24 protein-coding genes and 1 tRNA gene are annotated in these 25,935 nt (G+C 57.5%); 15 read left to right on the forward strand and 10 right to left on the reverse strand.

Annotated elements, in window-relative coordinates; translation table 11 throughout:
• Nucleotides 1-529: 529 nt before the first annotated feature.
• From HBR94_RS04690 to HBR94_RS04700, 3 genes are all read right to left on the reverse strand, one after another.
• Nucleotides 530-1,477, reverse strand: coding sequence for a diguanylate cyclase (locus HBR94_RS04690; RefSeq protein WP_170044271.1), 948 nt, complete (start codon nucleotides 1,475-1,477; stop codon nucleotides 530-532).
• Nucleotides 1,477-6,027 carry a PAS domain S-box protein gene (locus tag HBR94_RS04695; RefSeq protein WP_170044272.1) on the reverse strand — a complete coding sequence of 1,517 codons (4,551 nt, stop codon included), beginning with the start codon at nucleotides 6,025-6,027 and terminating at the stop codon, nucleotides 1,477-1,479. Before HBR94_RS04695 ends, HBR94_RS04690 begins: the two co-directional genes overlap by 1 nt.
• Before the next feature lie 93 nt (nucleotides 6,028-6,120).
• Nucleotides 6,121-7,245 carry an HDOD domain-containing protein gene (locus tag HBR94_RS04700; RefSeq protein WP_170044273.1) on the reverse strand — a complete coding sequence of 375 codons (1,125 nt, stop codon included), beginning with the start codon at nucleotides 7,243-7,245 and terminating at the stop codon, nucleotides 6,121-6,123.
• Between the two features lie 567 nt (nucleotides 7,246-7,812).
• On the opposite strand from HBR94_RS04700, the gene HBR94_RS04705 reads away from it, so the two are divergent.
• From HBR94_RS04705 to HBR94_RS04740, 8 genes are all read left to right on the forward strand, one after another.
• Entirely contained in the window at nucleotides 7,813-9,186 is a 1,374-nt protein-coding gene (locus tag HBR94_RS04705) for a transposase (protein WP_170044274.1), read from the forward strand.
• A gap of 347 nt (nucleotides 9,187-9,533) precedes the next feature.
• On the forward strand, nucleotides 9,534-9,830 hold the full coding sequence (locus tag HBR94_RS04710; protein WP_057959929.1) for a helix-turn-helix transcriptional regulator: 297 nt from the start codon (nucleotides 9,534-9,536) through the stop codon (nucleotides 9,828-9,830).
• Between the two features lie 54 nt (nucleotides 9,831-9,884).
• Entirely contained in the window at nucleotides 9,885-10,895 is a 1,011-nt protein-coding gene (locus HBR94_RS04715) for an NAD(P)-dependent alcohol dehydrogenase (protein ID WP_170044275.1), read from the forward strand.
• A 16-nt stretch (nucleotides 10,896-10,911) separates the two neighbouring features.
• The gene (locus HBR94_RS04720) at nucleotides 10,912-11,259 is read left to right on the forward strand and encodes a hypothetical protein (RefSeq protein WP_346342835.1); all 348 of its coding nucleotides are present in this window, start codon (nucleotides 10,912-10,914) and stop codon (nucleotides 11,257-11,259) included.
• Nucleotides 11,256-11,522, forward strand: a complete 267-nt coding sequence (locus HBR94_RS04725) for a hypothetical protein (protein WP_170044276.1) — start codon at nucleotides 11,256-11,258, stop codon at nucleotides 11,520-11,522. The genes HBR94_RS04720 and HBR94_RS04725 overlap by 4 nt, the downstream gene beginning before the upstream one ends.
• A gap of 393 nt (nucleotides 11,523-11,915) precedes the next feature.
• A complete protein-coding gene (locus HBR94_RS04730) occupies nucleotides 11,916-12,146 on the forward strand; it encodes a hypothetical protein (protein ID WP_170044277.1) in 231 nt (76 codons plus the stop codon).
• 11 nt (nucleotides 12,147-12,157) lie between these two features.
• On the forward strand, nucleotides 12,158-12,394 hold the full coding sequence (locus tag HBR94_RS04735) for a DUF4224 domain-containing protein (RefSeq protein WP_170044278.1): 237 nt from the start codon (nucleotides 12,158-12,160) through the stop codon (nucleotides 12,392-12,394).
• Between the two features lie 4 nt (nucleotides 12,395-12,398).
• Nucleotides 12,399-13,463: a tyrosine-type recombinase/integrase gene (locus HBR94_RS04740; protein ID WP_170044279.1), complete on the forward strand. Its 1,065-nt coding sequence runs from the start codon at nucleotides 12,399-12,401 to the stop codon at nucleotides 13,461-13,463.
• Between the two features lie 128 nt (nucleotides 13,464-13,591).
• Here the strand turns inward: HBR94_RS04740 and HBR94_RS04745 are convergent.
• A tRNA-Ser gene (locus HBR94_RS04745) sits at nucleotides 13,592-13,682 on the reverse strand.
• A gap of 152 nt (nucleotides 13,683-13,834) precedes the next feature.
• Between HBR94_RS04745 and HBR94_RS04750 the strand changes: the two genes are divergently transcribed.
• The 7 genes from HBR94_RS04750 (at nucleotide 13,835) to HBR94_RS04780 (ending at nucleotide 18,045) form a co-directional block, all read left to right on the forward strand.
• Nucleotides 13,835-14,506, forward strand: a complete 672-nt coding sequence (locus tag HBR94_RS04750; protein ID WP_029293588.1) for a Bax inhibitor-1/YccA family protein — start codon at nucleotides 13,835-13,837, stop codon at nucleotides 14,504-14,506.
• A gap of 87 nt (nucleotides 14,507-14,593) precedes the next feature.
• The gene (tusD, locus tag HBR94_RS04755) at nucleotides 14,594-14,986 is read left to right on the forward strand and encodes a sulfurtransferase complex subunit TusD (protein ID WP_057960002.1); all 393 of its coding nucleotides are present in this window, start codon (nucleotides 14,594-14,596) and stop codon (nucleotides 14,984-14,986) included.
• Between the two features lies 1 nt (nucleotide 14,987).
• Nucleotides 14,988-15,338: a sulfurtransferase complex subunit TusC gene (gene tusC, locus HBR94_RS04760; protein WP_057441431.1), complete on the forward strand. Its 351-nt coding sequence runs from the start codon at nucleotides 14,988-14,990 to the stop codon at nucleotides 15,336-15,338.
• Nucleotides 15,338-15,631 carry a sulfurtransferase complex subunit TusB gene (tusB, locus tag HBR94_RS04765; protein WP_170044280.1) on the forward strand — a complete coding sequence of 98 codons (294 nt, stop codon included), beginning with the start codon at nucleotides 15,338-15,340 and terminating at the stop codon, nucleotides 15,629-15,631. Before tusC ends, tusB begins: the two co-directional genes overlap by 1 nt.
• Nucleotides 15,628-15,963, forward strand: coding sequence for a TusE/DsrC/DsvC family sulfur relay protein (locus HBR94_RS04770; RefSeq protein ID WP_057441427.1), 336 nt, complete (start codon nucleotides 15,628-15,630; stop codon nucleotides 15,961-15,963). The genes tusB and HBR94_RS04770 overlap by 4 nt, the downstream gene beginning before the upstream one ends.
• Nucleotides 15,960-16,961, forward strand: coding sequence for a glycosyl transferase family protein (locus tag HBR94_RS04775; RefSeq protein WP_170044281.1), 1,002 nt, complete (start codon nucleotides 15,960-15,962; stop codon nucleotides 16,959-16,961). The genes HBR94_RS04770 and HBR94_RS04775 overlap by 4 nt, the downstream gene beginning before the upstream one ends.
• A gap of 88 nt (nucleotides 16,962-17,049) precedes the next feature.
• Nucleotides 17,050-18,045, forward strand: coding sequence for a glutathione S-transferase family protein (locus HBR94_RS04780; RefSeq protein WP_170044282.1), 996 nt, complete (start codon nucleotides 17,050-17,052; stop codon nucleotides 18,043-18,045).
• A 66-nt stretch (nucleotides 18,046-18,111) separates the two neighbouring features.
• Here HBR94_RS04780 and cysG read toward each other — a convergent pair whose 3' ends face one another.
• The 6 genes from cysG to HBR94_RS04810 are packed head-to-tail and all read right to left on the reverse strand — an operon-like array spanning nucleotide 18,112 to nucleotide 25,600.
• The gene (gene cysG / locus HBR94_RS04785) at nucleotides 18,112-19,506 is read right to left on the reverse strand and encodes a siroheme synthase CysG (RefSeq protein WP_170044283.1); all 1,395 of its coding nucleotides are present in this window, start codon (nucleotides 19,504-19,506) and stop codon (nucleotides 18,112-18,114) included.
• Entirely contained in the window at nucleotides 19,507-20,787 is a 1,281-nt protein-coding gene (gene serS / locus HBR94_RS04790) for a serine--tRNA ligase (RefSeq protein WP_057441423.1), read from the reverse strand.
• Nucleotides 20,788-20,803: 16 nt separating this feature from the next.
• On the reverse strand, nucleotides 20,804-21,178 hold the full coding sequence (gene crcB, locus HBR94_RS04795) for a fluoride efflux transporter CrcB (RefSeq protein WP_057441422.1): 375 nt from the start codon (nucleotides 21,176-21,178) through the stop codon (nucleotides 20,804-20,806).
• Nucleotides 21,175-22,500, reverse strand: coding sequence for a replication-associated recombination protein A (locus HBR94_RS04800; protein ID WP_057960008.1), 1,326 nt, complete (start codon nucleotides 22,498-22,500; stop codon nucleotides 21,175-21,177). Before HBR94_RS04800 ends, crcB begins: the two co-directional genes overlap by 4 nt.
• Before the next feature lie 10 nt (nucleotides 22,501-22,510).
• Nucleotides 22,511-23,134, reverse strand: a complete 624-nt coding sequence (gene lolA / locus HBR94_RS04805) for an outer membrane lipoprotein chaperone LolA (protein WP_170044284.1) — start codon at nucleotides 23,132-23,134, stop codon at nucleotides 22,511-22,513.
• Between the two features lie 57 nt (nucleotides 23,135-23,191).
• The gene (locus HBR94_RS04810; RefSeq protein ID WP_115128476.1) at nucleotides 23,192-25,600 is read right to left on the reverse strand and encodes a DNA translocase FtsK; all 2,409 of its coding nucleotides are present in this window, start codon (nucleotides 25,598-25,600) and stop codon (nucleotides 23,192-23,194) included.
• Nucleotides 25,601-25,935 lie beyond the last annotated feature (335 nt).

The raw sequence follows: 25,935 nt of genomic DNA on the forward strand, positions 1-25,935 counted from the left end.
CAAACCCCAGAAACACAAAAGCCCCGCATTCGCGGGGCTTTCGTATGAATCTTGGCGGGAAACCAGGGATTCGAACCCTGGGAACGCTATTAACGTTCGCCGGTTTTCAAGACCGCTATGCAAATTCAACTGGGCCGGGGCCTTGGAGGCTCCCGGAGTTCCATTACTAAAGGAAAGTTACCGAGCTACAAGCCGCATTCTACATGGGGTGCGGTTTTAGTTTTGGAACTGTTTTTGCTCCTTCCCCGGCGTCCTGCCGACCGAACACAAACTACCAAACAGCCCACGAGTCTTGAGACTCATCGAATGACCGCGGTCGGCCAGAAGCTTCTAGTCACGAAGGACCTATCCACAGCGGCTCAAAGCCAAGCAGCAAACTGGGCAGATGCCTTTTCCCTGATCGCCAACTTACGCAAAGCAAGGTAATGGATAATCTCCATTGATTTTGCGTTAATTAGGCGCTCCTTTTACCGACTTGGTGCCGGAAGCAAGCTCCGACCAAACATGCAGTCAGCAACAGGAGAAACTCTTAACTGGACGATATTGCAGATGAAGACACCCGCGCCCTGCCTCCGCTCTTCGCTTCGTAGAGTTGCTTGTCCGCAGCCTCTATCAAAGCCTCGAATCCCAGTTCGCCAGTGGGCGTCAATGTTGCGACGCCTAGAGAAATAGTCACCACACGATCTACATCAGAAGCAGAATGCTCGATACCCAATGTCCGAACCCGCGCTTGCATTCTTTCTGCAATCTCGACCGCACCAGAAAGAACTGTATTGGGCAGAACGCAGGCAAACTCTTCGCCACCATACCGAGCGACCAGGTCATAGGGCCGTCTAACCGTTTCAGATAACGCCTGAGCAACGGATTTCAGACAGCCATCGCCGGCCAGATGCCCGTATCGGTCGTTGTAGCGCTTGAAATAGTCGACATCCACTAAGATAAGCGACAGCGGCTTTTGCTCTCGAAAGCACTGGCGCCAATCCGCCAATATCTCTTCATCGAATTTGCGTCGATTAGCCACTCCAGTAAGGCCATCCATCAACGCCATGGAGCGCAGCAGATCGTTCTGTAACTTAAGGGTCAGATGTGTTCGCACACGTGCTCTGACAATGGTGGGATTGATAGGTTTGCTGATGAAGTCCACCGCGCCTAGCTCCAGACCTAGCACCTCATCCGACTCCTGCTGCTGTGCGGTAATGAAGATGATGGGAATGGCCTGGGTCGCAGGGTCAACCTTGAGTCGACGACATACTTCATGCCCGTCCATACCCTCCATGACTACATCCAGCAGAATCAAATCGGGCAGTTGGGTTTGGCATACGCTAATTGCCTGTTCACCGCTGGTGGCCATAAATACATCACAGTCCTCACGAAACAGCTCGTGCAGTACCCGGATGTTAGTCGGCAGGTCATCGACAATAAGAAGTTTTGGGCGGTTCTGTGAGTGAGGCAACCAGGTTTTCATCAACTGCTCCATCAGGCAAATCTCAACAGGTCACGACCAATCGGCATCGCAGCGGAAAAGTCGAGTGACTGCACCTTGACAACCAGTTCGTCGAACTGTGGTCGCAGGGATTTCGGTATTTTTGACGCCAATGCATCTGCCAGTTCTATGGCTTGAAGATTACCCGTTTCCAGCAATAGCAAAATCTCCTCGAGGGACTCTCTCCATTGCGCCGGCGCCACGGAATCCTCGTCAGCACTACTTTTTGCACGCTGGCTCTGACCAAAATCGGCATTCATTTGCTCAAGGCTTTGTTGCAGTAACCTGCTCAACCCGTCAAACCATATTGGGTCGGCCAAAAGACTCGCTACAGACTCTAAATCGGCAGATTTGAGTTTGTGCTCCAGGTCGCCTGCCAGCAACGACAATGCCTTGGCGCCCATAGTACCGCTGCTACCTTTAATGGTATGGAGTACAAACGCGGCCCCCGATGCATCTTGCCGCTGAATATGATCACGCAACTGGGCAAGCTGTTTTCCCATCTCTGGGCCAAAGGTACCTAGCATCGTGCGGATCAAATCGAGGTTACCACCAAAGCGTTCAATAGTTGATTTACGAGACTCTAAAACGTCTTCTCCTGCATCGACTTGTCCCAAGATTAAAGTTGCGTGACTATCTTCACGGCCCGATTGAAAGAGCAGCGTTACCACGAGTTGTTCTAGGTCTATAGGTTTGCCGACATGATCATTCATCCCCGCAGCAAGACAGGCTTCACGGTCGGTATTGGAGACATTTGCGGTCATCGCCACAATCGGCAGTGTTGCGAAGCGTAGGTTCGATCTAATACGACGAGTCGCCTCCAAGCCATCAATATCTGGCATCTGGATATCCATTAATACGACGTCAAAGGGCACATCCTCATTCATCACCTTGCTTACACCTTCCAGTCCGCCTTCGGCCAGCGTCACCTGGGCACCTTCCCTTGTCAGCAACTCATCGGCGACCTGGCGATTGAGCATGTTGTCTTCCACCACCAATAGTCGCAGCCCGGCCAGACGCTGCGGCCTGTCAACTGTTGACCGGGAAAGGGGGGGATGCAGCTGGTCTTTGCCGTTAAATGCTCGCTGAACGGCGTCGGCTAGCTGCTTGGGAGTGACCGGTTTGGTGAGGAAACCCACAAAGGGGGCATCTCCCGCCTGGTGTGCGTCAGCCAATACCTCGCGACCATAAGCAGTGATCATAATGACCATCGGAGGCGGCAATCCGTTGCCCTGCTGCTGAATCAATTGCGCAGCGCTCAGTCCATCCATATCAGACATCCGCCAGTCCATCAGCACCACGTCGTATGCTTCACCTAGCGCCTGGGCTTTTTGCACCCATTCCACTGCTTGCGTACCACCACTCACGCTGTCAGCAATCCATCCGAATGCACGAACGGTTCGTAACAGCAATTCACTCGCCATGGCGTTGTCGTCGACGACCAGAATTCGTATGGGCAAATCGACTTCAGGCCAGGCCGATCTGAGCGATGACGTCGGCGCTACATCAAGGGTGATATCGAACCAGAAACGACTCCCGACACCTTGATGGCTCTCCACCTGAAGTTCCCCCCCCATCAAGGTGACCAACCGCTTGCAGATCACCAGGCCCAGACCAGTGCCACCAAAGCGCCGGGAAGTTGAAGCCTCGGCCTGAGTGAAACCTTCAAAAATACGCTGAAGCTGTTCCGGGCTTATACCAATACCGGTATCAGAAACGGCTATGCGCAAGCTCACAGTATTTTCCGTTCGCATCAGTTGTTCAACGCTGACCACGATCTGGCCTTCCAGGGTGAACTTGAGGGCATTGCCCGCCAAGTTGATCAGTACCTGCTGCAGTCGCAAACTATCGCCGATCAGGTCATTGGGTAAATTGGAGTCCAGATCGAACATGACCTCAACCTCCTTTTTGCCCTGGTTACCTGCCAGCACAACGGCGAGGTCACGCATGAGCGGTTCAAGCTCGAACGGGTGCACATCGAGTTGCAGCTTGCCCGCCTCAATCTTGGAGTAATCGAGAATGTCATTGAGCAAACCCAGCAGTGATTTCGCAGCGGTCTGCGCCTTGGTCACATAATCGAGTTGGCGACCATTCAGATCAGTGTTCTGCACCAACTGCAACATACCCAACACGGCGTTCATCGGTGTGCGTATTTCATGACTCATGTTAGCCAGGAACGCAGACTTGGCTGCACTTGCTGCATCGGCCTGTTCCTTGGCGTAAAGCAGATGCGACTCTAGCTCGCGTTGAACAGTGATGTCCCGATTGATACCGGTCACACACAATGCCGCACCGTTCGGGCTGCGTTCAATCTGCGCACCAGCATGTATAAAGCGGATCTGACCGTCCTGGCGAACGACACGAAAAACTGTGTCATACACATCAGTCCCCTCGACGGCGGCATTCAGCTTTGCAGCCGCTGCCACGACATCCTCAGGGTGAACACGTGAGTACCAGTGCATATAGTTCAAGCCGGTATTGCGCAACGTCAGTGGCTGTCCGTAGAACTCGAACATACGGTCATTCCACTGCAACTTATTGTTCGCCAACGTCCAAGACCAGACACCCAGTTCGGCCACTTCAGCAGCCAACAGCAGTTGATCGTGCACCGCAATCAGTTCGCTACGTTGTTCCAGTGTCGTCTTCAGGCTCGCAGCCAGCTGCTTTTCTGCCGCTTTACGTTCGGTGATGTCGACCGCAATACCCAGGTAACCGCTCAATACCCCATCGGCATCGCGCATGGAGGTGACCACTAGCGTGACAGGAAACCGCGAGCCATCCTTGCGTGTGTAAGTCCACTCTCGGGTTTCTGCGCCTTCAAGCTCTGGTTTATGGGTAAACACACGGAAACCTGCGATAGGCTGAGCGTACTCCTCACTCAGCTCAACGCCACGTGCAGCGACTTCCTCTGGGACATGGAGGAGCGCCGGGGTGTCTTTGCCTAGTAGTTCATCGGCGTCATAACCCAACAAATGCTCGGCGCCTTTGTTGAACACACGAATTACGCCATCGAGATCCGTCGCAATGATCGAAACCTTAGTGGCCGAGCGCAGCACCGTGTCCAACAACAGATTGAGATGCCGCAACTCGGATGTTCGTTGCGCAACCTGTTCTTCGAGGTTGGAGTTGAGTTCAAGAATTCGGGCCTCTGCCATTTTTTTCGCCGAGATATCCCTTAACGTCGTGGACGCCCCAATGACGCGACCAGCCTCGCCATAAATGGGAGAAATGCTGACGGAGACATCGATCAGTCGCCTGTCCTTGTGATGGCGTTGGGTATCAAAGCTGACGATACGCTCACCTGCCCTAATCTGCGCAAGGATATGAGCTTCTTCTGTGACAAGTTCTGCCGGAACAATCAAATTGACGAGTGTCTGTCCCACCGCTTCCTCGGCGGTGTACCCAAAAAGGCGCTCAGCTCCTTTGTTCCAGTTAGTGATGGTGCCATCGAGTGTTTGTCCGATAATGCCATCTGCCGAGCTTTCAACGATGGAAGCCAGCCTTGCCTGCTGGGCAAACATCTCCCGCCGACGATGACGGCTGACACTCACGACACTCACCAAGGTCGCCAGAAGAAGAGTGAGAAAACCACCGTAAAACAGGACAACTTTTGGCGAGACCTGATGCAAGCGCTGGATGAACAGCGAATTTGCGTCGAGTTCGATTTGCCAACGCCTCCCGTACACCTCGCGCTCTATCTGATGGCTCATCAGCGTTTCACTGCGAGCCGATTCGTCGGTACTTTCATAAAACAGCTTTTCTTGACCTGGGACGGTGATATCACTTAATCGCAGATGCATCGCCTCGTTTTCTATGCGCAGACTTCTGAGCACCTCCTCTGTCCGCAGAACGACATAGCTCCAGCCAAGAGCTGCGGCCTCGCGCTCAGCAGCGGTCTGCGGAGTCACTCCGCCGCGAAAGATGGGCATCAATACCAGAAAAGACTGCTGCGGTTTTCCTATGGACTGTATTAGCGTGATGGGCCCAGTGATCCGTGCCGCACCGCTTTGTATCGAGGATTGTGCCGCCTCTCGCCGAGATGTCTCTGACGCTATGTCCAGGCCAATGGCAGCCTGGTTATCTTCAGCCGGTTCAACATACTGAATAACGTAGCGCTCGCCTGAATGCGCTGAGAATTGATGAATGGAGAAGTCCGCTGCGTCGTCAGTTTGAGCGCGCTTGAGAAACTCGTTTTCATCGCGCGTTGGTACACGCCTAATAAAACCAAAGGCACTGGCGCCGGGGAACTCGAAAGCGAGATCACGGGTTCCGTGGTATCGGCGAAACACTTGACGGCTAATGCCATATTCACCGGCTGTCAGCACCACTCCACGAGCGCCTCGCAAACCGTATTGGTAAAGATTGAGACGCATTAAAACCAAATCTGCGGCGTCTTCAGTCGCCGCTGCAACCGCTTCTTGAGCCCGCTGTTCGTTGATGCGTTCAAGGATCCAGCCACCTAGAATGCTTGCCGCTAACCCCGCGGCCAGAGTGATAGCTACTGCCCAGTTCCATGCAAAAAACTTATGTTTTCTCACCCGCATTGTCCCATCGCAGAAGGCCTTCAGCCTTCAAGATTAAAGTTCAAACCCTGTTTTGGGGCTGCTAGACGTCCAACCTGCAATTCACTAATACGCTCAGCTCAGGCCGGCTAATCGTTGAAGTCTGTCAATTTCTGCTCCGGGTTCGCCGTTGTTCATGGCGGCAGCAAGGCGCATCACCACTTGTTCGCGGCGAACTTGCATTTGGGGCAAAGCATATATTGCGCCTATCAACTCGCGCAGAACCATAGGTAGCCCCCAGCGCGCTTTCAAGCGACTGGCAAAAGGTGCTGAAAAATCACGGGTAGCGTGGGTAAGCATTTCTTCGGTCACGCTATTGCCCTGGTTCTCCCATTTCTGAGTTTGATACAGCACACAGAGTTCGCCCATGCGGTGCAACAGGGCGGCACTTTCCAGCGGAGCGGGATCCAGACCACATTGTTGAGCTAGGAGCACAACCCTTTCAGCTAGACGCTCGGCATCATCCAGATGAGCCTGGATGAAAGTCATCAGCATGCCGTCAGGTTGAGTACTGGTCTGTCGCAGTGCCTGGCTAATCGCCAAATTAACGCTGGTAAGCCCTCCTAATCGTGTCAGAGCACCGTTCAAATTCGTGCATGGCTGGCCGAGCCCGAGATACGCGGCACCGTTGGCGGCGGCGATCAAGTGGGCGCATAGAGCCGGGTCATACTGCCAATCATTGGCGAGTTCTCGTAAATCCATTGACGCCCCGCCATAGCCGAGCTGAAGTTTGTCTTTTACCGAGGCCAGTAAAGGTAGGTCCAAATCACCCGAAGACAAACCACTGAGATAGCTGATCAGGTCTTCAGTGTTGAGACTGATCGCACGGGAGGGCTCATCAAGCGGAAGGAGCGCGTCCAGGCATTCTACGACACGCGAAACCTGGAACGGCTTGGTGAAAAAAGCACTGATCCTCAGCGATTTTACCGCCAGCACACTTTCTCGATCAGCGCGCCCAGTGATCATTATCAGCGGCGTGCTTTGATCTTTTTCGCGAATTTTCTGCAACAGGTTGACGCCGGGGGCATCCGGTAGATTCCAGTCGGCAATCACCAACCGATAGGTACTCGGCTGCCAAGCGTCTAAAGCGCTAGCGAGATCGATAAAGCAATCGACCTGAGCAACCGGACGTATGCTCAACACTAGCTGTTTTATGAGATCTGATATCCAGGGATCATCATCCAGAATCATCACGCGCATTAGATAATCCTCACTGGCTTGAGACTCAACCTCGCAATGTCTTAGTGGCTGACTATGAGCCACCAGCAAACATAGACGTCGCTGAGATCAATGGGTGAGGTTGTTACCGAGCGATTTTGTGTAAATCACGGCAATTTCCCTTTGACTTGTAGCTTGATGGGATCCTTGAAGGATCGAATCTATTCCTGACCCGCGAACTATACAAGCAAGCAGCTCACAGATAGTTAGGTTGGCGGGGGTTATTGCATGAACGCCGCCAATAGAGGAATTGCTTGAGTGATTCCAGCCTGCTGCTCGCTGGCCTCAGCCCGCAAAAATGCGCTGCCCCTCTGATCCAGTGAGCCAAGCAGTCTTAGCTAACGGCCCTAGCGACAGTCGCCCCATCGTGTTTCGGCTAGTTTTACGCCAACACTTATGGACTATCCTGGCATCTTCCAAGGGAACACCTCCCGAATGGCTGCAACGGGTCGAAAGTAGCGCGGTTTGCGGCCGATTCTGTTGAAAAAGTAGCTCCCCTGGCTGGCCTCCGGCAAAATCTCCGCATTGGCCAGCAGGGAAGCACGCAACATGATGGGACAGTTATCGAGTGGGCAGGAGCGACTGTTTTACTCGTTCAACCTTGAAGATCACATCCCAGCCACTCACCTTCTACGCAACATTGATCGGTGTCTTGATCTGAGCGACCTGCGCCATTACCTCGCCGATTTCTATAGCCCGATTGGGCGTCCGTCGATTGATCCTGAACTGATGATCCGCATGCTGATCGTCGGCTACTGCTATGGCATCCGCTCCGAACGGCGGTTGTGCGAAGAGGCCCATTTGAACCTGGCGTATCGCTGGTTCTGCCGATTGAGCCTTGAAGATGAAGTCCCCAACCACTCGACCTTTTCCAAAAATCGACACGGCCGTTTTCGGGACAGTGATCTGTTTCGCTGGTTGTTCAATGAAGTGCTGCGTCGCTGCATGGACGCTGGTCTGGTCAAGGGCGAAGGTTTTGCCGTGGACGCCAGCATTATCAAAGCGGATGCGAGTCGGCAGCGCGGCGCACCGGGTGGTGAACCGGTCAACTGGAGCGATCCGGTTCTGAGGACCCGCGCCGTGCGTGAGTACCTTGAGGCACTTGATGAAGAGGCTTTGGCCGAAACGCTGCCGAAGCGCCTGTCGCTGACGGATCCTCAAGCCCGCTGGACCGCTGCTCCAGGAGGCCCAGCTTTCTACGCTTACTCCACGAATTATCTGATCGATACAGAGCACGGCGTGATCATGGATGTGGAACCCACACCGGCTCATCGAACCGCAGAAGTCGAGAGCACCAAGACGATGATCGAACGGGTCGAAGCGCAGTTCGACATCAAGCCGGAGCGCCTCATTGGCGATACTGCTTACGGTACAGCGCCGATGCTGGCCTGGATGGTGGAGGAAAAAGACATCGAGCCGCATGTGCCGGTGTGGGACAAAACCGAGCGCAAGAACGACAGTTTTTCGAGCAACGATTTCCACTGGAATGAAGAGGCTGAGGAATACCGCTGCCCGGCCGGCAACCCATTGCGCAGCGAATGGCGAGCCTTCAAGAATGAGCGTTCACACGTCACCAAAGCCAACACCATTATCTTCCGATCCCGGCAGACCGACTGCGCTACGTGTCCGATGAAAGCCAAGTGCTGCCCGAACACCGCGTTCCGCAAGATCGCTCGCAGCGTCCATGAAGCCGCTCGCGATGTGGCTCGGCGCATTGCAGCAACGCCGGTATATCAGCGCTCTTGCCACGAACGTAAAAAGGTCGAAATGTTGTTTGCCCACCTCAAGCGCATCCTGAAATTGGATCGCCTGCGGCTACGTGGCATGAGTGGCGCGACGGATGAATTCACGCTGGCCGCTGCGGTGCAGAACCTGCGACGGCTAGCCAAATTTTCATCTCAAGGGCCACCAGTCACGGGATAGGTGCGCCTGCACCAAGCAAAAAACCTCAAATTAACCCAATAACAGAGCAGCAAAGGTCACCGAAGGGCCGAAAAACCACTCAATGTGGTGAGTAGGTTCTCCGGTGGTGGTCGTGCCTGAGTTCAGGCGATCTGAAAATCCGACTTTTTCAACAGAATCGGCCAGAAGCGGACGTTCAAACATAGATAGGGGATGCCTACCAGAGCGGGTTAGTTCAAGCAGTCATTCAGGGCATGTACAAAAAAGTAGAGCCGATTCGGCTGGACGAGTTTTTTAATTTCAAACCCTTATGAAGGGTCATAGATTACTTATTGAACATTTCGGAAAAAAGCGTAGCATTGCCGACCATGATACTCGAACAGCTCAAAGCCCTGGGCAATGACACTCGCATGCAAATGATGGAGTGGCTCAAAGACCCACTTAGTAATTTCCCACCTCAGGATCATGGCGATCCTGCGATAGGAGTGTGCGTAACGCATTTGCAGCACAAGGCAGGGCTTTCACCTTCTACCGCGTCTGCACATTTAGCTATCTTGCAGCGAGCAGGCTTCGTTCTAACCACCCGCATCGGAAAGTGGACTTACTACCGACGCAATGAGCAGGCGATTGACGACTTTGCGGCTAGGCTGATCCTCGAATTGTAATTTTTAAACTTTCATTTCGTTATTTCGCGTAATTAGAAAACATAAGGAATCCCCATGAGCAGTAAAACTATCTTCGTCCTACCCAATGGTGGCTATGAAAACGTTGTGGTTGGCAGCAGCGAAGTCCCAGCCGCATCGCGTGGCGAAATCACCGTACGCCTTCGCGCCAACTCACTCAACTACCATGACTTCGCGGTTGTCAGCGGTATGTGGGGCCCTAGCGAAAAACGCATCCCCATGGCCGATGGTGCAGGTGAAGTCATTGCTGTCGGCCCTGATGTCACTGAGTTCAAGGTGGGGGACTCGGTCGTAAGCACCTTCTTCCCGGAGTGGATCAACGGTGCGCCACTGGTTGAAGGCTTTGTAAGCGTGCCAGGGGATGGCATTGACGGCTACGCTCGTGAGCAAGTGACGGCCAAAGCCACATCTTTTACCCTCGCGCCTACTGGCTACAGCCATGCTGAGGCGTCGACGCTTACCACCGCTGGCCTTACAGCATGGCGCGCCCTAATGGCCGATGACTCACTCAAGCCGGGCGACACCGTGCTCGTCCAAGGCACTGGTGGCGTCTCAATTTTCGCCCTGCAGTTCGCTAAAATGGCAGGTGCTACCGTCATTGCTACCTCTTCAAGCGACGAAAAACTTGAACGTCTGAAAGCGCTAGGCGCTGATCATGTGATCAATTACCGCAAAGACCTTAACTGGGGCGAAACTGCACGCGCTCTAACGGGTGGCCGTGGTGTTGACCACATCATCGAAGTCGGCGGCCCTGCGACGCTTGAGCAATCGATGATTGCAATTCGGGTTGCTGGTCACATCTCCGTCATCGGGATATTGAGTGGTGTAAGCGGTGCGATGAATTTTGTACCGGCACTGGTCAAGCAAGTGCGTCTGCAGGGTGTGTTGGTGGGTAGCCGTAGCCAGCAGCAAGACATGATCCGAGCCATTAATACTAATGGCATGCGCCCGATTATTGATCGTCATTTCCCTTTGAGTGAGATTGTCGAAGCGTTCAAGTATCAGGAAACCAACCAGCATTTCGGCAAAATTTGCCTGGATATCTAAGCCCGCACGAATGGGCATGATCCATACGCCTAATCAGATCCCAGCGAAGGCGGAATGGAAGCCAGATACTGAAGCCATGGAGTATGACGGCGCATGGCGCCCCAGCATCCACATGCCCCGCTGGGCCAGCCGCATCCTGCTGGAGATCGCCGACGTGCGCGTCGAGCGGTTGCAGGACATCAGCCGCGCCGATATCCGGGCGGAAGGCCTGCAATGTCCGCCGGAGCTGGCAAGCGATGACGTTTCACCGAATTACCGAGACTGGTACCCGGCGGCTTGGAGGGAGCTGTGGGAGTCCACCGGCGGCGACTGGAACGCCAACCCGTGGGTATGGGTGGTCGAGTTCAAGCGGTTGACGCCATGAGCGATTCCCCAAATAGCCTCGACTGGATGGACCACGGAAAGACAGATTGCGGCCTCCTGGTAATGAGTCGATGGGATAGCCCGGATCGCGATGACAACGCCAAAGACCTGCAGCGTTTTGTGAAAGATGTGAAGCGGAGCGGCCTTAAGCACTCTCGCATTGAGCGTTACGAGGGCGATCAATTCCCAGACTGGGTTGGCGAGCTGCACTGCGAACATGCGCAATGCCAGTGCCGGCGCTTCCTCCGCACCAAACAAGACTAACCCCAATCCCCCTATATGCCTGCCGGTGAACGAACTCACGATAACTGGCTGTCGATCCATCGCTCCGCTGCTGCCATTGCGTCACCCAGTGCCGCCGGATAGTCAGGCCATGGACCAGTCAGCTCGGCGGCGACTTCGCCCAACCCATCAACGGATGCCGGCTCAATGATTCTCGCAAATGCGGGTACGTCATCGTTTGGCCGCCTCCATTCGAACTTGAGAAACAACGTATGCCCCCGATAGGCATGAACGACTGGAACATCGAGATTGTGTGACACGCGCCCTCCCTGACACATGAGCAAGTTGCACAGTATTTGTAGCTCTTTTTTGCACCCTTCGCCATCGAGGCACTTCGCTATCAACTTCTGCCGCCCAGCGCGGCAAGGACACCCCATGTACGCAACGAAACTCACCCTGCTCATTACGGCCATCGTGTTGTACGTGGCGGGGTCCACCTTCTGGTTTTTCTGGCAGGTGCCGGAGCTGCTCTCCACCGGTACCGACCAAACCCTGGTCGCAGCATTCGCAGGCACCGTCGCCTGGATGCTGCTCACCTTCGGTTTCATCATCCACATCATCAAGATATCGCGGCCTACTGGCCCGCATGACAATCCCCGGGCATAGAGGTGCACACCATGGAAATGCAAAGCGAAACGCTTGCCGAGGAAGAGATCGCGGCAATAACGGGCTACATGATCCCGTCCAGGCAGATCGATTGGCTCAACAAAAACGGCTGGAAATATGTACTGACTCGCTCGCGCCGCCCAGTGGTGGGCCGCGTTTACGCCAGGATGAAGCTGGCCGGCGTGAAACCATCAGCGGAAAACGTCGCGGCCGAAGCCTGGTCGCTAGACTTGTCAAAGGTAGGATAAAACGATGCGAGCAAAGAAGGCGGCAAACAGGGACCTGCCGCCGAGGATGATTCGGCGTGTGCGCACACTGAAAAGCGGAAAAGAGTGGGTTGGGTATTACTACGACGGGAGGAATGAAGACGGGAAGCGGGTGGAGATTCCGCTCGGGGGTGACCTGGAAATTGCGAAGGCTGAATGGGCAAAGCTCGACTGCAAGCCGGTACCGAAGAAAGGAGCCCTACTGGGCCAGGTGTTTGACCGTTACGAGCGCGAGATCATCCCAGGCAAGGCGCCCAAGACGCAGAGCGATAATCTCCTGAGCCTGAAGCAACTGCGCAAAGCGTTCAGCGACGCCCCTATTGATGCGGTTACGCCACAGATCATCGCGCAGTACAGGGATAGCCGGACCGCCAAGGTACGAGCCAACCGGGAAATATCACTGCTGTCCCACATCTACAACATTGCGCGGGAGTGGGGGCTCACCGACAACAACCCTGCCGCCGGCGTGCGCAAGAACAAGGAGGCGCCTCGGGACTTCTACGCAACAGAGGAGATCTGGAGCGCCGTGTACGCAGTCGCAGCCTCGGAGCTTCGCGATGCTATGGACTTGGCCTACCTGACCGGACAGCGCCCCGCAGATGTGCTTTCGATGCGCGAGGCTGATGCGGCAAATGAATTCCTGCAGGTGTCGCAAGGCAAAACGGCCAAGAAGCTCCGGATCCGCCTTACCGCTGCCGGAAACCTTAATGACCTAGGCACACTGGTCGAGCGACTGATAGAGCAGCGGCGCTCGCGTGGAGTACGGACTCCATACCTAATAATCACTGAAGATGGTCGGCAGGTGACCAAGCCGATGCTACGCCTACGCTTTGACGATGCCAGGAACAAGGCAATTGCCATTGCTAAAGAGGCGGGAGACGGCGTACTTGCCGCGAGCATCCGGCAGTTCCAGTTCCGCGACATCCGACCAAAAGCAGCCAGTGAGATATTGGACCTGGGCGATGCCAGTCGCCTGCTTGGGCACACGGATAAGCGGATAACCGAGACGGTTTATAGGCGCGTTGGCGAGATCGTGAAACCGACCCGTTGATAGAGCATCTGACAGTAGTTGCGGAAAGCGTCGTAAACGATGCGGAAACTGTTAGTTTAAAACCCTGTCCAATTATCGAACGCCAGAAACACAAAAGCCCCGCAATCGCGGGGCTTTCGTATGAATCTTGGCGGGAAACCAGGGATTCGAACCCTGGGAACGCTATTAACGTTCGCCGGTTTTCAAGACCGGTGCATTCAACCACTCTGCCAATTTCCCTTGCGCAACACAGGATTATAATAGCCCATCCTGTCTCAGCGGGCGCCATAATACCCGAATGAAACACACTGTCAAACTCTCTGCATAGCTTGTTACAGAGCGTCTGTTATGATCTTTGCGACTGAACGTTTCAAAACTGAAGGAGTGTCGCCATGCGCGAACAGGATTACGCAGTTAATAGCAACGTGCAGGCTGAGCAGCTAGAGGTTAGCCGCGTCCTGCGCAATACATACGGCTTGCTCGCCCTCACCCTCGCATTTAGCGGCGTGATGGCGTATGTGGCGCAGCAGATGCGTGTCGGCTACCCGAATATTTTCGTGGTATTGATCGGCTTCTACGGCCTGTTTTTCCTCACCAACAAGCTGCGCGACTCGGCCTGGGGCCTGGTGTCGGCGTTTGCCCTGACCGGTTTCATGGGGTTCCTGCTGGGCCCGATCCTGAACCGTTACCTGGGTATGCAGGGCGGCGCGGAAGTGGTCAGCTCGGCATTCGCCATGACGGCCTTGGTGTTTGGTGGCCTGTCGGCCTATGTGCTGATCACCCGTAAGGACATGAGCTTCCTCGGCGGTTTCATCACGGCTGGCTTCTTCGTGTTGCTGGCGGCCGTGCTGGCGAGCATGTTCTTCCAGATCAGCGGCCTGCAATTGGCGATCAGCGCCGGTTTTGTGCTGTTTTCCTCGGTCTGCATTTTGTTCCAGACCAGCGCCATCATCCATGGCGGCGAGCGTAACTACATCATGGCGACCATCAGCCTGTATGTATCGATCTACAACCTGTTTGTCAGCCTGTTGCAGATCTTCGGCATCATGAGCCGCGACGACTGATCCCAGCCTCATCAAAAAGCCCGCTTCGGCGGGCTTTTTGTTGCCTGCGGCTTTATCATTGGCAAAGGTTTGCCTACAGAGTGTTCCATGAAGTTCGCGATTGCGCTTTTTTCCGCCGCCCATGCGCCCTCCTCGCGCCGCGCCCTGCAGTTTGCCCAGGCGGCGTTGGCCGGCGGGCATGAGATTGTGCGGCTGTTTTTCTATCAGGATGGCGTCTACAGCGCTGCCAATTCGGTGGTCACGCCCCAGGATGAGCAGGATATCGCCCAACAATGGCGCGCCTTCGTCAGCGAGCATCAGCTTGACGGCGTGGTCTGCATTGCGGCGGCGCTGCGTCGAGGGGTGTTGAATGCCGAGGAAGCTGCGCGCTACCAGCGCAGTGCGGTGAATCTGGACGCGCCGTGGGCGCTGTCAGGCCTGGGGCAGTTGCACGACGCCATTCAGGACGCCGACCGCCTGATCTGCTTTGGAGGGCCATGAAATGTCCAGATCCTTGTTAGTCATCAGCCGCCAGGCGCCATGGTCCGGGCCCAGTGCGCGGGAAGCACTGGATGTGGTGCTGGCCGGCGGCGCATTCGACTTGCCGATCGGGCTGCTGTTTCTCGATGACGGGGTGTTTCAACTGGCAACCTCCCAAGATGCCAAGGCCTTGCAACAAAAGGATGTGACGGCCAATCTGCAGGCCCTCTCGCTGTTTGGCATTGACGACGTGTTCGCATGCAGCCACAGCCTGGCGGAGCGTGGGTTGACCGCCCCTGATAGCGCGCAGCCACTGAGCAGCGAACAGATTTCCCAGATGATTGACCGTTACGATCAGGTGATGACCCTCTGATGTCGACCTTGCATGTGTTGTCCCACTCCCCGTTTACCGACAGCCGCCTCGGCAGTTGCCTACGCCTGTGTGGCGCGCAAGATTCGATCCTGCTGTGCGGCGATGCAATCTATGCCCTGCAACCCGGTAGCGCCCCCTTCCAGGCCCTGCAAGCCAAGGCCCTGGCCATCTTCGTGCTTGCCGAAGATGCCCAGGCCCGCGGCCTGGCGTTGCCGCAGTGGGCCAGGAGTGTCGACTACCCAGGTTTTGTGCAGCTGTCGATCGACCATGACAAGGTCAACACCTGGCTATGAACACCCTGACCGTAGGCCCTCACACCCTTGAGCTGGACAAGGACGGCTACCTGGTTGACCTGAATGCCTGGTCAGTCGAGGTGGCCAATGCCCTGGCGAGCGCCGAAGCGCTGGAACTGACCGACGAACACTGGGAAATCCTCAAGCTGCTCAGGGGTTTTTACCAGGAGTTCCAGTTGTCCCCGGCCACCCGCCCCCTGATCAAGTACACCGCCTTGAAGCTGGGCCCGGAAAAGGGCAACAGCTTGCACCTCAACCGACTGTTCAAAGGCACTCCCGCCAAACTTGCCGCCAAGCTGGCGGGCCTGCCCAGGCCGACGAATTGCTTATGACCGACTTCGCCCCGTTGATCACCGAAACTCCCGCCGAACACCCCTTTGCGCCGTTTGTGCGGATCCTCGGCAAAGGCAAGCGCGGCGCCCGCAGCCTGACGCGCGAAGAAGCCCGGGAAGCCATGGGCATGCTGCTCGACGAGAAAGTCGAGGACTCCCAGCTCGGTGCGTTCCTGATGCTGCTGCGCCACAAGGAAGAAAGCCCGGAGGAGCTCGCCGGCTTCACCGAGGCCCTGCGCGAGCGGCTCAACCCTCCAGCACTGACGGTGGATCTCGATTGGCCCACCTATGCCGGAAAAAAACGCCACCTGCCGTGGTACCTGCTGGCCTCCAAGTGCCTGGCGCAGAACGGCGTGCGGATTTTCATGCACGGCGGCGGTGCCCATACGGCCGGCCGGCTGTACACCGAACAGTTGCTGGGTGAGCTGCAGATTCCACTGTGCCGCAACTGGCAACAGGTCGAGACCGCTCTGGAACAAGGCAACCTGGCATTTATGCCACTGGGCGACTGGGCCCCGCAGTTGCAACGCATGATTGACCTGCGCAATATCCTCGGCCTGCGCTCGCCCATTCACTCCCTGGCCCGCATCCTCAACCCGCTGGGCGCAAGCTGCGGTCTGCAAAGCATCTTCCATCCCGGCTACCAGGGGGTACACCGCGATGCCAGTGGCCTGCTGGGTGACAACAGCATTGTGATCAAGGGCGATGGCGGCGAGATCGAGATCAATCCCGACACCACCAGCCACTTGTACGGCACCACCGGCGGCGCAAGCTGGGACGAGGAGTGGCCTGCCCTCTCCGCCCAGCGCCACGTCAAGCCCGCCAGTCTCGACCCCGAACATCTAAAGGCCCTGTGGCGTGGTGAGGTACAAGACAGCTACCCGCAATTAGCGCTGATCGCCACCATGGCCTTGGCCCTGCGCGGCCTGGGGCACCCACGGGAACAGGCCTTCGAACTGGCCCAACAGTATTGGGATGCGCGCAACACATCGAACTAGTCGATGATTAACCCCGACCCTTTGCGCTATTTGTTCGAACCCAGACGATTAGACTGCACTCCAACGCTTACTAGCCAAGGAGTCAGTCATGGGTTTGCTGATTGAAGGACACTGGCATGACCAGTGGTACGAAAGTAGCGCAGATGGCGCCTTCCAACGGGAACAGGCGCAACGCCGGCACTGGGTCACCGCCGATGGCCAACCTGGCCCGAGCGGGGATGGCGGCTTCAAGGCCGAGGCTGGCCGCTACCATCTCTATGTTTCCCTCGCCTGCCCGTGGGCGCACCGCACCCTGATCCTGCGCAAGCTCAAAGGCCTGGAAAGCCTGATTGACGTATCGGTGGTCAGTTGGTTGATGCTGGAGAATGGCTGGACCTTCGACAAGGCCCACGGCTCCACTGGCGACAAGCTCGACGACTTTGCTTTCATGCACCAGCGCTATACCGCCGATACCGCCGACTACACCGGGCGTGTCACGGTGCCGATTTTATGGGATAAGAAGCTCAATCGCATCGTCAGCAATGAGTCGGCAGAGATCATCCGCATGTTCAACAGCGCGTTCAACGGGCTGACCGGCAACACCCTGGACTTCTACCCCGAACCGCTGCGCCCGACCATCGACGCGTTGAACGAGCGGATCTATCCCGCCGTGAACAATGGTGTGTATCGCGCAGGCTTCGCCACCTCGCAGCAGGCGTATGAAAGCGCATTTGATGAGGTGTTTGCCGAGTTGGATCAGTTGGAACAACACCTGGGCCAGCAGCGCTACCTGGCCGGTGAATACCTGACAGAGGCCGATGTGCGGCTGTTTACCACGCTGATTCGGTTTGACGCGGTGTATTACAGCCACTTCAAATGCAACCTACGACGGATAGCAGATTATCCGAATCTGTCGAATTGGTTGCGAGAGCTGTATCAATGGCCGGGGGTGGCCGAGACCGTGGATTTTGCGCATATCAAGGGGCATTACTATGCCAGCCACCGGACGATCAATCCGACAGGGATCGTGCCGAAGGGGCCGTTGCAGACGTTTGATAGCAAACATGATCGAGAAGGATTGAGCGGTAAAGAGATCTGGCGCTGATGCGCCAGCCTAATCGCGGGCAAGCCCGGCTCCCACAGTGGGTCTGTGTGCAGCCGGGCGAACAGGTTATACCTGGGACTGGGCGCCTTCAAACCACTTCAATTTCTCACGCAACACCACCACTTCGCCTACGATCACCAGGGTCGGCGCATGCACTTCATGCTCCGCCACCAAGCGCGGCAAGTCGGCCAGGGTGCCGGTAAACACACGCTGGTTGGACGTGGTGCCTTGCTGGATCAGCGCAGCCGGGGTGTCCGCCGAACGACCATGGAGAATCAGTTGCTCGCAGATGACCGGCAAGCCCACCAACCCCATATAGAAGACCAGGGTCTGCGACGGCCCCACCAGGTCATTCCAGGGCAAATCCGAGGTGCCATCTTTGAGGTGGCCAGTGATGAAGCGTACCGATTGCGCATAGTCGCGATGGGTCAAAGGGATGCCAGCGTAAGCCGCGCAACCACTGGCCGCGGTAATGCCCGGCACCACCTGGAACGGGATGCCATGGGCCGCCAGCTCTTCGATCTCTTCGCCGCCGCGCCCAAAAATAAACGGGTCGCCGCCCTTGAGGCGCAGCACACGCTTACCTTGCTTGGCCAGGTTCACCAGTTGCTGGTTGATCTGCTCTTGCGGTACCGCGTGATCGGCGCGGCGCTTGCCGACATAGACCCGCTCGGCATCCCGTCGGCACAGCTCAAGAATCGCGGGGGCCACCAGGCGGTCATACAGCACCACATCGGCTTGCTGCATCAAACGCAGCGCGCGAAAGGTCAGGAGGTCCGGATCACCGGGGCCTGCGCCCACCAGATACACCTCACCTGGTGCATGGGGCGGCTTGCCGTTGACTTTTTCCACCAGCAACCGCTCGGCTTCATCACCTTGCCCCGCCAGTTGCCGATCGGCAATCGGGCCCTGGAAAACCTCTTCCCAAAAAGCCCGGCGTTGCTGAACATCGGGATACAAGCCCTTGACCTGGGCACGAAAGCGCGCGGCCAGCCCGGCCAATTGACCGTAGGTGGACGGAATCCAGGTTTCCAGCTTGGCGCGGATCAAACGCGCCAGCACCGGCGCGTCGCCGCCACTGGACACCGCAATCACCAAGGGCGAGCGGTCGACAATCGCCGGGAAGATCACGCTGCACAAGGCTGGCGCGTCCACCACATTGACCGGCACACACCGCCGCCGGGCATCGCTGGACACTTGCGCGTTCAGCGGCTCGTCGTCGGTTGCAGCGATGATCAGGGTGCAGCCATCAAGGTCCGCCTCCTGATAACCGCGCACAATCAGTTCACCGCCACTGCCCTGCACCAGTTCACGCAACTGATCTTCAATCAGGGGAGCAACCACCCGCAATACCGCGCCGGCATCGGCCAGCAGCCGGGACTTGCGCAAGGCAATCTCCCCACCACCGACGACCAACACACGGCTGCCGCGCAGGTTATGAAACAGTGGCAGAAATTCCATTTAGCCGATGACCTCAACGCCCGCCATGTAAGGTTTGAGCACTTCAGGTACACGGATCGAACCGTCGGCCTGCTGGTAGTTCTCCAGAACGGCAACCAGGGTGCGACCTACCGCCAAGCCCGAACCGTTAAGGGTGTGGACCAGCTCCGGCTTGCCGGTTTCCGGGTTACGGAAACGCGCCTGCATGCGTCGGGCCTGGAAATCACCGCAGTTGGAGCACGAAGAAATCTCGCGGTATTTATCCTGGCTCGGCACCCACACTTCCAGGTCGTAGGTCTTCACCGCGCTGAAACCCATGTCGCCAGTGCACAGCGCCAATACGCGATACGGCAGCTCCAGCAGTTGCAGGACGCGCTCGGCGTTGGCAGTCAGGCCTTCCAGGGCTTCCATGGAGGTCGACGGCTCGACCACCTGTACCATCTCGACCTTGTCGAACTGGTGCTGGCGGATCATGCCGCGGGTGTCACGCCCCGAGGCACCGGCTTCACTGCGAAAGCACGGGCTGTGGGCCACGAACTTGATCGGCAGCTGTTTGGCGTCGAGGATCTCGCCGGCCACGATATTGGTCAGCGACACTTCGGCAGTCGGAATCAGGTACAGATCGGCTTCACCATCGCGGCTGATCTTGAACAGGTCTTCCTCGAACTTCGGCAGCTGGCTGGTGCCCATCAGCGCCGGCGCCTGAACCAGGTACGGGGTATAAGCCTCTTCGTACCCGTGTTCGCCGGTGTGCAGGTTGAGCATGAACTGCGCCAGGGCCCGGTGCATGCGCGCGATCGGGCCGCGCAGTAAGGCAAAGCGCGCACCGGACATCTTGGCGGCGGTTTCGAAATCCAGGCCGCCGGTCAATTCGCCCAGGGCGACGTGGTCCTTGATCTCGAAATCAAAGGCTTTTGGCGTACCCCAGCGGCGCACTTCGACGTTGCCGTCTTCATCTTCGCCGACCGGTACCGACTCATGCGGCAGGTTGGGAATGCCCAGCAGGATGGAATCCAACTCGGACTGAATCTTGTCCAACTCGACCTTACCGTCAGACAGCTCGCTGCCCATACGCTCGACGTCCGCCATCAACGGCGCGATGTCTTCGCCACGCTGCTTGGCCTGACCGATGGATTTGGAGCGCGCATTGCGTTCAGCCTGCAGTGCTTCGGTGCGGGTCTGGACGGTCTTGCGCTGTTCTTCCAGCGCTTCGATGCGCGCAACATCCAAGGCAAAGCCACGGGATGCCAGGCGGTCCGCTACGTCCTGAAGGTTGCTACGTAACAGTTTGGAATCGAGCATGTCGGTCTCTCGTTTATCAAAGTTTGGTCAAGGACAGGCCGGCCCAGGTGGCGAGCAGCCCGCCGAATACACTGATGGCCGCATAGCCTATCGCCAGCGGCACTTGCCCACTTTCCAGCAGGCGCACGGTATCCAGTGAAAAGGATGAAAAGGTGGTGAGGCCGCCAAGGAAGCCCACCATCAACCCGGCGCGCACCTCAACAGGCACCTCCGGGCGTAACAGAAACAGGCCGTACAACACGCCGATCAACAGGCAGCCCACGATATTAACGGCCAGCGTCGCGGTATAGAAGTGTTTCGGCCAATTGGCGTTAATCCAATTACCGGTGGCAAAGCGCAATAAGGTACCGGCCACACCGCCAACAGAGACTGCGACCACCAAGGGAATCATAGTTTTCTCCGTTGTTTGGGGCTCAGGCGATCAAGTTGCGCCAGGTGGTTGAGCTTTTCCCCGATCTTCAACTCCAGGCCACGGGGCACCGGCTGGTAGAACGGTTGCGGGGCAAGCTCGTCGGGAAAGTAGTCTTCACCGGCGGCATAGGCATCCGGTTCATCGTGGGCGTAGCGGTACTCATCGCCATAACCCAATTGTTTCATCAGCTTGGTCGGTGCATTACGCAGGTGCAAGGGGACTTCCAGCGAGCCGTGCTCGGCCGCGGCGCGCAATGCCGATTTGAAGCCCATATACACCGCATTGCTTTTCGGCGCGCAGGCCAGGTAGGTGATGGCTTGCGCCACCGCCAACTCACCTTCCGGGCTGCCCAGGCGCTCCTGGACCTCCCAGGCCGCCAGGCACAGGCTCAGGGCCCGTGGGTCGGCGTTGCCGATGTCCTCGCTGGCCATGCGCACCACGCGCCGGGCCAGGTACAGCGGGTCGCAGCCGCCGTCGATCATGCGGGCGAACCAGTACAGCGCGCCGTCCGGGTTAGAGCCGCGCACGGATTTGTGCAACGCGGAAATCTGATCGTAAAAGGCTTCGCCGCCCTTGTCGAAACGCCGCCGGGTATCGCCCAACAGGCTTTGCAGCAGGTCGACGCCAATCTCACTATTATCTTCGGCAAGGTCGGAGGCGTTTTCCAGCAGGTTGAGAAACCGCCGACCATCACCGTCTGCCGCCGCCAACAGGATCTTGAAACCCTCGTCACCCAGACTCAGGTGGCGCTTGCCCAGCCCCTTGTCCTCGCTCAGCGCCCGCTGCAACAGCTTCTGCATCGCCGCTTCATCGAGACTTTTGAGCACATACACCCGCGCTCGCGAGAGCAAAGCGTTGTTCAACTCAAACGAGGGATTTTCCGTGGTCGCACCGATAAAAATCAGCGTGCCGTCTTCCACGTAAGGCAGGAACGCATCCTGCTGCGACTTGTTGAAGCGATGCACTTCGTCGACAAACAGGATAGTGCGCCGGCCGTATTGCCCGGCCTGTTGCTTGGCGACTTCCACCGCCTGGCGGATTTCCTTGACCCCGGCCAATACCGCCGAGACCGTTTCAAAGTGTGCATCGGAGACCTTCGCCAGCAGCCGCGCCAGGGTGGTCTTGCCCACGCCCGGCGGCCCCCAGAAGATCATCGAGTGCAGGGCACCCTGCTCCAGAGCTTCGCGCAGCGGCTTGCCACGAGCCAGCAAGTGCTCCTGCCCGACATACTCATCCAGGTTGGTCGAGCGCAGGCGCGCGGCCAATGGCTGGGCAATCGGGTCACTGCGAAACAGGTCCATGGGCGGCGTTTTACTCCTGGATCACATCGGCACCCTTGGGGATGTCGAACTTGAACGTCTTGGCCGGGACCGACTCATTGGCCTTGACCCCGGTGAACAGGATATTGGTGCGCTGGCCGACACTGTCGATCAGTTGCATATCGTTGATCACCCCATTGCGGAACGACAGGCGCAGGCTGTCGAACAGCGTGTCCTTGGACTTGGGCTTGAGGGTGAAGTCGATCACGTTGCTTTGTTGCTTGGAGGTAATCTCGAAGCTCTCGCTGATCTGGGACACATCACCCGACAGCAGCAAGGCCGGGGTCTGGCTCAGGCGTGGGTCGAGGGTCTTGATGGTCGCCTGCTGCAGGTCCGGATCCCACAGCGTGACTTTCTTGCCATCGGAGACAATGGTCTGCTCGTTGGGCGCGTCGGTTTTCCAGAAGAACAGGCCAGGACGCTGCACGGCCATTTCACCGGCAGTTTCCTGCAACTGCGTACCGCCACCGTCCAGGGTCAGCTGGGAGAAGCGCGCGGTCAGGGTCTTGGATTTGTCCAGCAAGTTGGTCAGGCTCGCGACGGATGCCTGATCGGCGTGGGCCGAAAACGCGGTCAGGGCCAATGCCGGCAACAACAGCATGCGGATAAGACGCATGGGAGTCCTCATAGAATGATGTGAAAGGCGCGCCGCGTGCTGCCACGCGGCACGAGGTCAGTCGCGCATCGGCCCTGGCGCGATGACTTCGCGCGAGCCGTTGGTGTTCATGGCCGTAACGACGCCGGCCATTTCCATGGACTCGATCATACGCGCGGCGCGGTTGTAGCCGATCTTCAGTTTACGTTGCACCGCCGAGATCGAAGCGCGACGGCTTTCCAGCACGAATGCCACCGCTTCGTCGTACAGCGCGTCGGTCTCGGCATCATCGTCGCCGCTACCGCTGCCACCGTCGAAACCGCTGCCAGCTTCTTCGACACCCGCCAGGATATCGTCGTTGTATTCCGGCGCGCCGCGCAGTTTCCACGCCTCGACCACGCGGTGCACCTCGTCATCGGACACAAATGCACCGTGAACGCGGATGGGCAGGCTGGTGCCGGGCGGCATGTAGAGCATGTCACCATGGCCCAGCAGTTGCTCGGCACCGCCCTGGTCGATGATGGTCCGTGAGTCGATCTTGCTCGACACCTGGAACGCCATGCGGGTCGGGATGTTGGCCTTGATCAGGCCGGTGATCACATCCACCGACGGCCGCTGGGTCGCGAGGATCAAGTGGATCCCGGCCGCACGGGCCTTCTGCGCGATACGCGCGATCAGTTCTTCAACCTTCTTGCCGACGATCATCATCATGTCGGCAAATTCGTCGACCACCACCACGATGGTCGGCAACTTGGTCAGCAGCGGCGCTTCATCGTGAATGCTTTCGCGCTTGTACAGCGGGTCGGTCAGCGGCGTGCCGGCGTCCTGGGCTTCCTTGACCTTGGCGTTGAAGCCGGACAGGTTACGCACGCCCATCTTCGCCATCAGTTTGTAGCGCCGCTCCATCTCGGCCACGCTCCAGCGCAGGGCGTTGGCGGCGTCCTTCATGTCGGTCACCACCGGGCACAGCAGGTGCGGGATGCCTTCGTAGATCGACAGTTCGAGCATCTTCGGGTCGATCATGATCAGCTTGGCGTCTTCCGGGCCGGACTTGAACAGGATCGACAGGATCATCGCGTTCACACCCACCGACTTACCAGAACCGGTGGTACCGGCAACCAGCAGGTGGGGCATTTTCGCCAGGTCAGTGATCACCGGCTTGCCGCCGATGTCGTGCCCCAGGGCCAGGGTGACCGGCGACTTGAAGTTGTCGTATTCCGGGGTCGACAGCACTTCGGAGAAGCGCACGATCTGCCGGTCTTCGTTGGGAATCTCGATACCCACGGTGGTTTTGCCGGGGATCACTTCCACCACCCGCACGCTGGTAACCGCCAGGGAGCGCGCCAGGTCTTTGGCCAGGTTGGCGATACGGCTGACCTTGACCCCTGCGGCCGGCTGGATTTCGTAACGGGTAATCACCGGGCCGGGGTGGATCGAATCCACCGACACTTCGACGCCAAACTCCTTGAGTTTGATTTCCAGCAGATGGCCGACGGCCGCCAGGGATTCCGGGGAATAGTTGAGTTGCTTCTTTTCCGCCGGATCGAGGATCGAGATCGGCGGCAAAGTGCCCTCGACGGCGCTGTCGATAAACAGCGGCGCCTGCTTTTCCTTTTGCACGCGATGGCTTGGCTCGGACGCCTTGACCGGCGCCGGGGCGATAACCGGCGGCACTTGCTTCTCGCGGTCGGACATGTGCTTGGTCAGGGCCTGCTCGCGCTCGATCAGGCGCTCCTTGACCTTGGCCTGCTCACGGCGATCCGGCGTACTCGGGGCCACCACTTCGTTGACCCGGGTGTCGACTTCACGCAATTGCGCGACCATGCGCTTGCGGTCCACACGGGCGGCCCACCAGCGGTTGGCGGCACCCTGGAACAACTCGAACAGATCGAGGGTGATCTTGCCGGTCACGTCCATGACCTTGAACCACGACAAGTCGGTAAATACCGTCAGACCAAACAGGAACAGGGCAATGAACGTCAGCGTGCTGCCCTGGATATTCAGGGTCCTGCGGGCCAGGTCACCCAGGCTTTCGCCCAAGGCACCGCCCGCGCCAGCCGGCAGGCCGGTCGGTGCATGGAAGTGAATATGCGCCAGGGCCGCGCCCGACAGCACCAGGAACACCAGACCGATCAGGCGCCAGGAGAACAGCCAGCCGCTCCACTGCCACGGCTCATGGCGCTGGCGGAAGATCTGCCAGGTCTTGATCGCCAGCAACAACGGGAAGATATAGGCGAAATAACCGAGGATCATGAACAGGATATCGGCGCTGTAGGAACCCACAGGCCCGCCGAAGTTCTGCACATCGTCGATCTTGCTGTTATGGCTCCAGCCAGGATCGTCCTTGCCATAGGTCAGCAAGGCCATCATCAGGAACAGGCATAAAGCACCGATGGCAATCAGCGCGCCTTCCTTGAGCCGATAGTGCAGGTGCTGGCGCCAGGCCGGTACTACTGCTGTTTTGGGTGCTGCGGCGGATTTCTTCAAAACGGGTCTTTTCCTGCGCCTTAAGCGCGTCCAACAGTTGAATGACTATAAAAATACTGCCCAATCCGGACAGGTGAAAAGTGAATGAGCGTCGTCAAGCGTCCTTTAACACTCCGAGATTGAATCATGCACCGACGTTAACGCCAGCCCACAAGGACATAGTGCCGCCATTGTACGGGTTTGTGTGCCCGTTGCCACGCTGCCGGCTTCGCTCATGGAGCATCGCCCGGCGCATTGCCCATGGGTTTCAATTTGAGCATGCATTGTCTTTACTGACAAAGGCTTATGAGCTGTTTTTATCAGACTGGACAAGCTTTACCCAGCATTCCCGCTCA

The organism is Pseudomonas sp. WS 5412 (assembly GCF_012985615.1).
GTDB lineage: Bacteria > Pseudomonadota > Gammaproteobacteria > Pseudomonadales > Pseudomonadaceae > Aquipseudomonas > Aquipseudomonas shahriarae.

Bases quoted from the DNA above. Each gene is read 5' to 3' on its own strand.
- crcB (WP_057441422.1), bottom strand. From the start codon at position 21,178: ATGATTCCCTTGGTGGTCGCAGTCTCTGTTGGCGGTGTGGCCGGTACC.
- tusD (WP_057960002.1), top strand. From the start codon at position 14,594: ATGAAGTTCGCGATTGCGCTTTTTTCCGCCGCCCATGCGCCCTCCTCG.
- HBR94_RS04715 (WP_170044275.1), top strand. From the start codon at position 9,885: ATGAGCAGTAAAACTATCTTCGTCCTACCCAATGGTGGCTATGAAAAC.
- tusC (WP_057441431.1), top strand. From the start codon at position 14,988: ATGTCCAGATCCTTGTTAGTCATCAGCCGCCAGGCGCCATGGTCCGGG.
- HBR94_RS04730 (WP_170044277.1), top strand. From the start codon at position 11,916: ATGTACGCAACGAAACTCACCCTGCTCATTACGGCCATCGTGTTGTAC.
- HBR94_RS04710 (WP_057959929.1), top strand. From the start codon at position 9,534: ATGATACTCGAACAGCTCAAAGCCCTGGGCAATGACACTCGCATGCAA.
- HBR94_RS04770 (WP_057441427.1), top strand. From the start codon at position 15,628: ATGAACACCCTGACCGTAGGCCCTCACACCCTTGAGCTGGACAAGGAC.
- HBR94_RS04700 (WP_170044273.1), bottom strand. From the start codon at position 7,245: ATGCGCGTGATGATTCTGGATGATGATCCCTGGATATCAGATCTCATA.
- HBR94_RS04780 (WP_170044282.1), top strand. From the start codon at position 17,050: ATGGGTTTGCTGATTGAAGGACACTGGCATGACCAGTGGTACGAAAGT.
- cysG (WP_170044283.1), bottom strand. From the start codon at position 19,506: ATGGAATTTCTGCCACTGTTTCATAACCTGCGCGGCAGCCGTGTGTTG.
- HBR94_RS04750 (WP_029293588.1), top strand. From the start codon at position 13,835: ATGCGCGAACAGGATTACGCAGTTAATAGCAACGTGCAGGCTGAGCAG.
- HBR94_RS04705 (WP_170044274.1), top strand. From the start codon at position 7,813: ATGATGGGACAGTTATCGAGTGGGCAGGAGCGACTGTTTTACTCGTTC.
- HBR94_RS04695 (WP_170044272.1), bottom strand. From the start codon at position 6,027: ATGCGGGTGAGAAAACATAAGTTTTTTGCATGGAACTGGGCAGTAGCT.
- HBR94_RS04775 (WP_170044281.1), top strand. From the start codon at position 15,960: ATGACCGACTTCGCCCCGTTGATCACCGAAACTCCCGCCGAACACCCC.
- HBR94_RS04690 (WP_170044271.1), bottom strand. From the start codon at position 1,477: ATGGAGCAGTTGATGAAAACCTGGTTGCCTCACTCACAGAACCGCCCA.
- HBR94_RS04800 (WP_057960008.1), bottom strand. From the start codon at position 22,500: ATGGACCTGTTTCGCAGTGACCCGATTGCCCAGCCATTGGCCGCGCGC.
- HBR94_RS04725 (WP_170044276.1), top strand. From the start codon at position 11,256: ATGAGCGATTCCCCAAATAGCCTCGACTGGATGGACCACGGAAAGACA.
- tusB (WP_170044280.1), top strand. From the start codon at position 15,338: ATGTCGACCTTGCATGTGTTGTCCCACTCCCCGTTTACCGACAGCCGC.
- HBR94_RS04720 (WP_346342835.1), top strand. From the start codon at position 10,912: ATGATCCATACGCCTAATCAGATCCCAGCGAAGGCGGAATGGAAGCCA.
- lolA (WP_170044284.1), bottom strand. From the start codon at position 23,134: ATGCGTCTTATCCGCATGCTGTTGTTGCCGGCATTGGCCCTGACCGCG.
- HBR94_RS04740 (WP_170044279.1), top strand. From the start codon at position 12,399: ATGCGAGCAAAGAAGGCGGCAAACAGGGACCTGCCGCCGAGGATGATT.
- HBR94_RS04735 (WP_170044278.1), top strand. From the start codon at position 12,158: ATGGAAATGCAAAGCGAAACGCTTGCCGAGGAAGAGATCGCGGCAATA.
- serS (WP_057441423.1), bottom strand. From the start codon at position 20,787: ATGCTCGATTCCAAACTGTTACGTAGCAACCTTCAGGACGTAGCGGAC.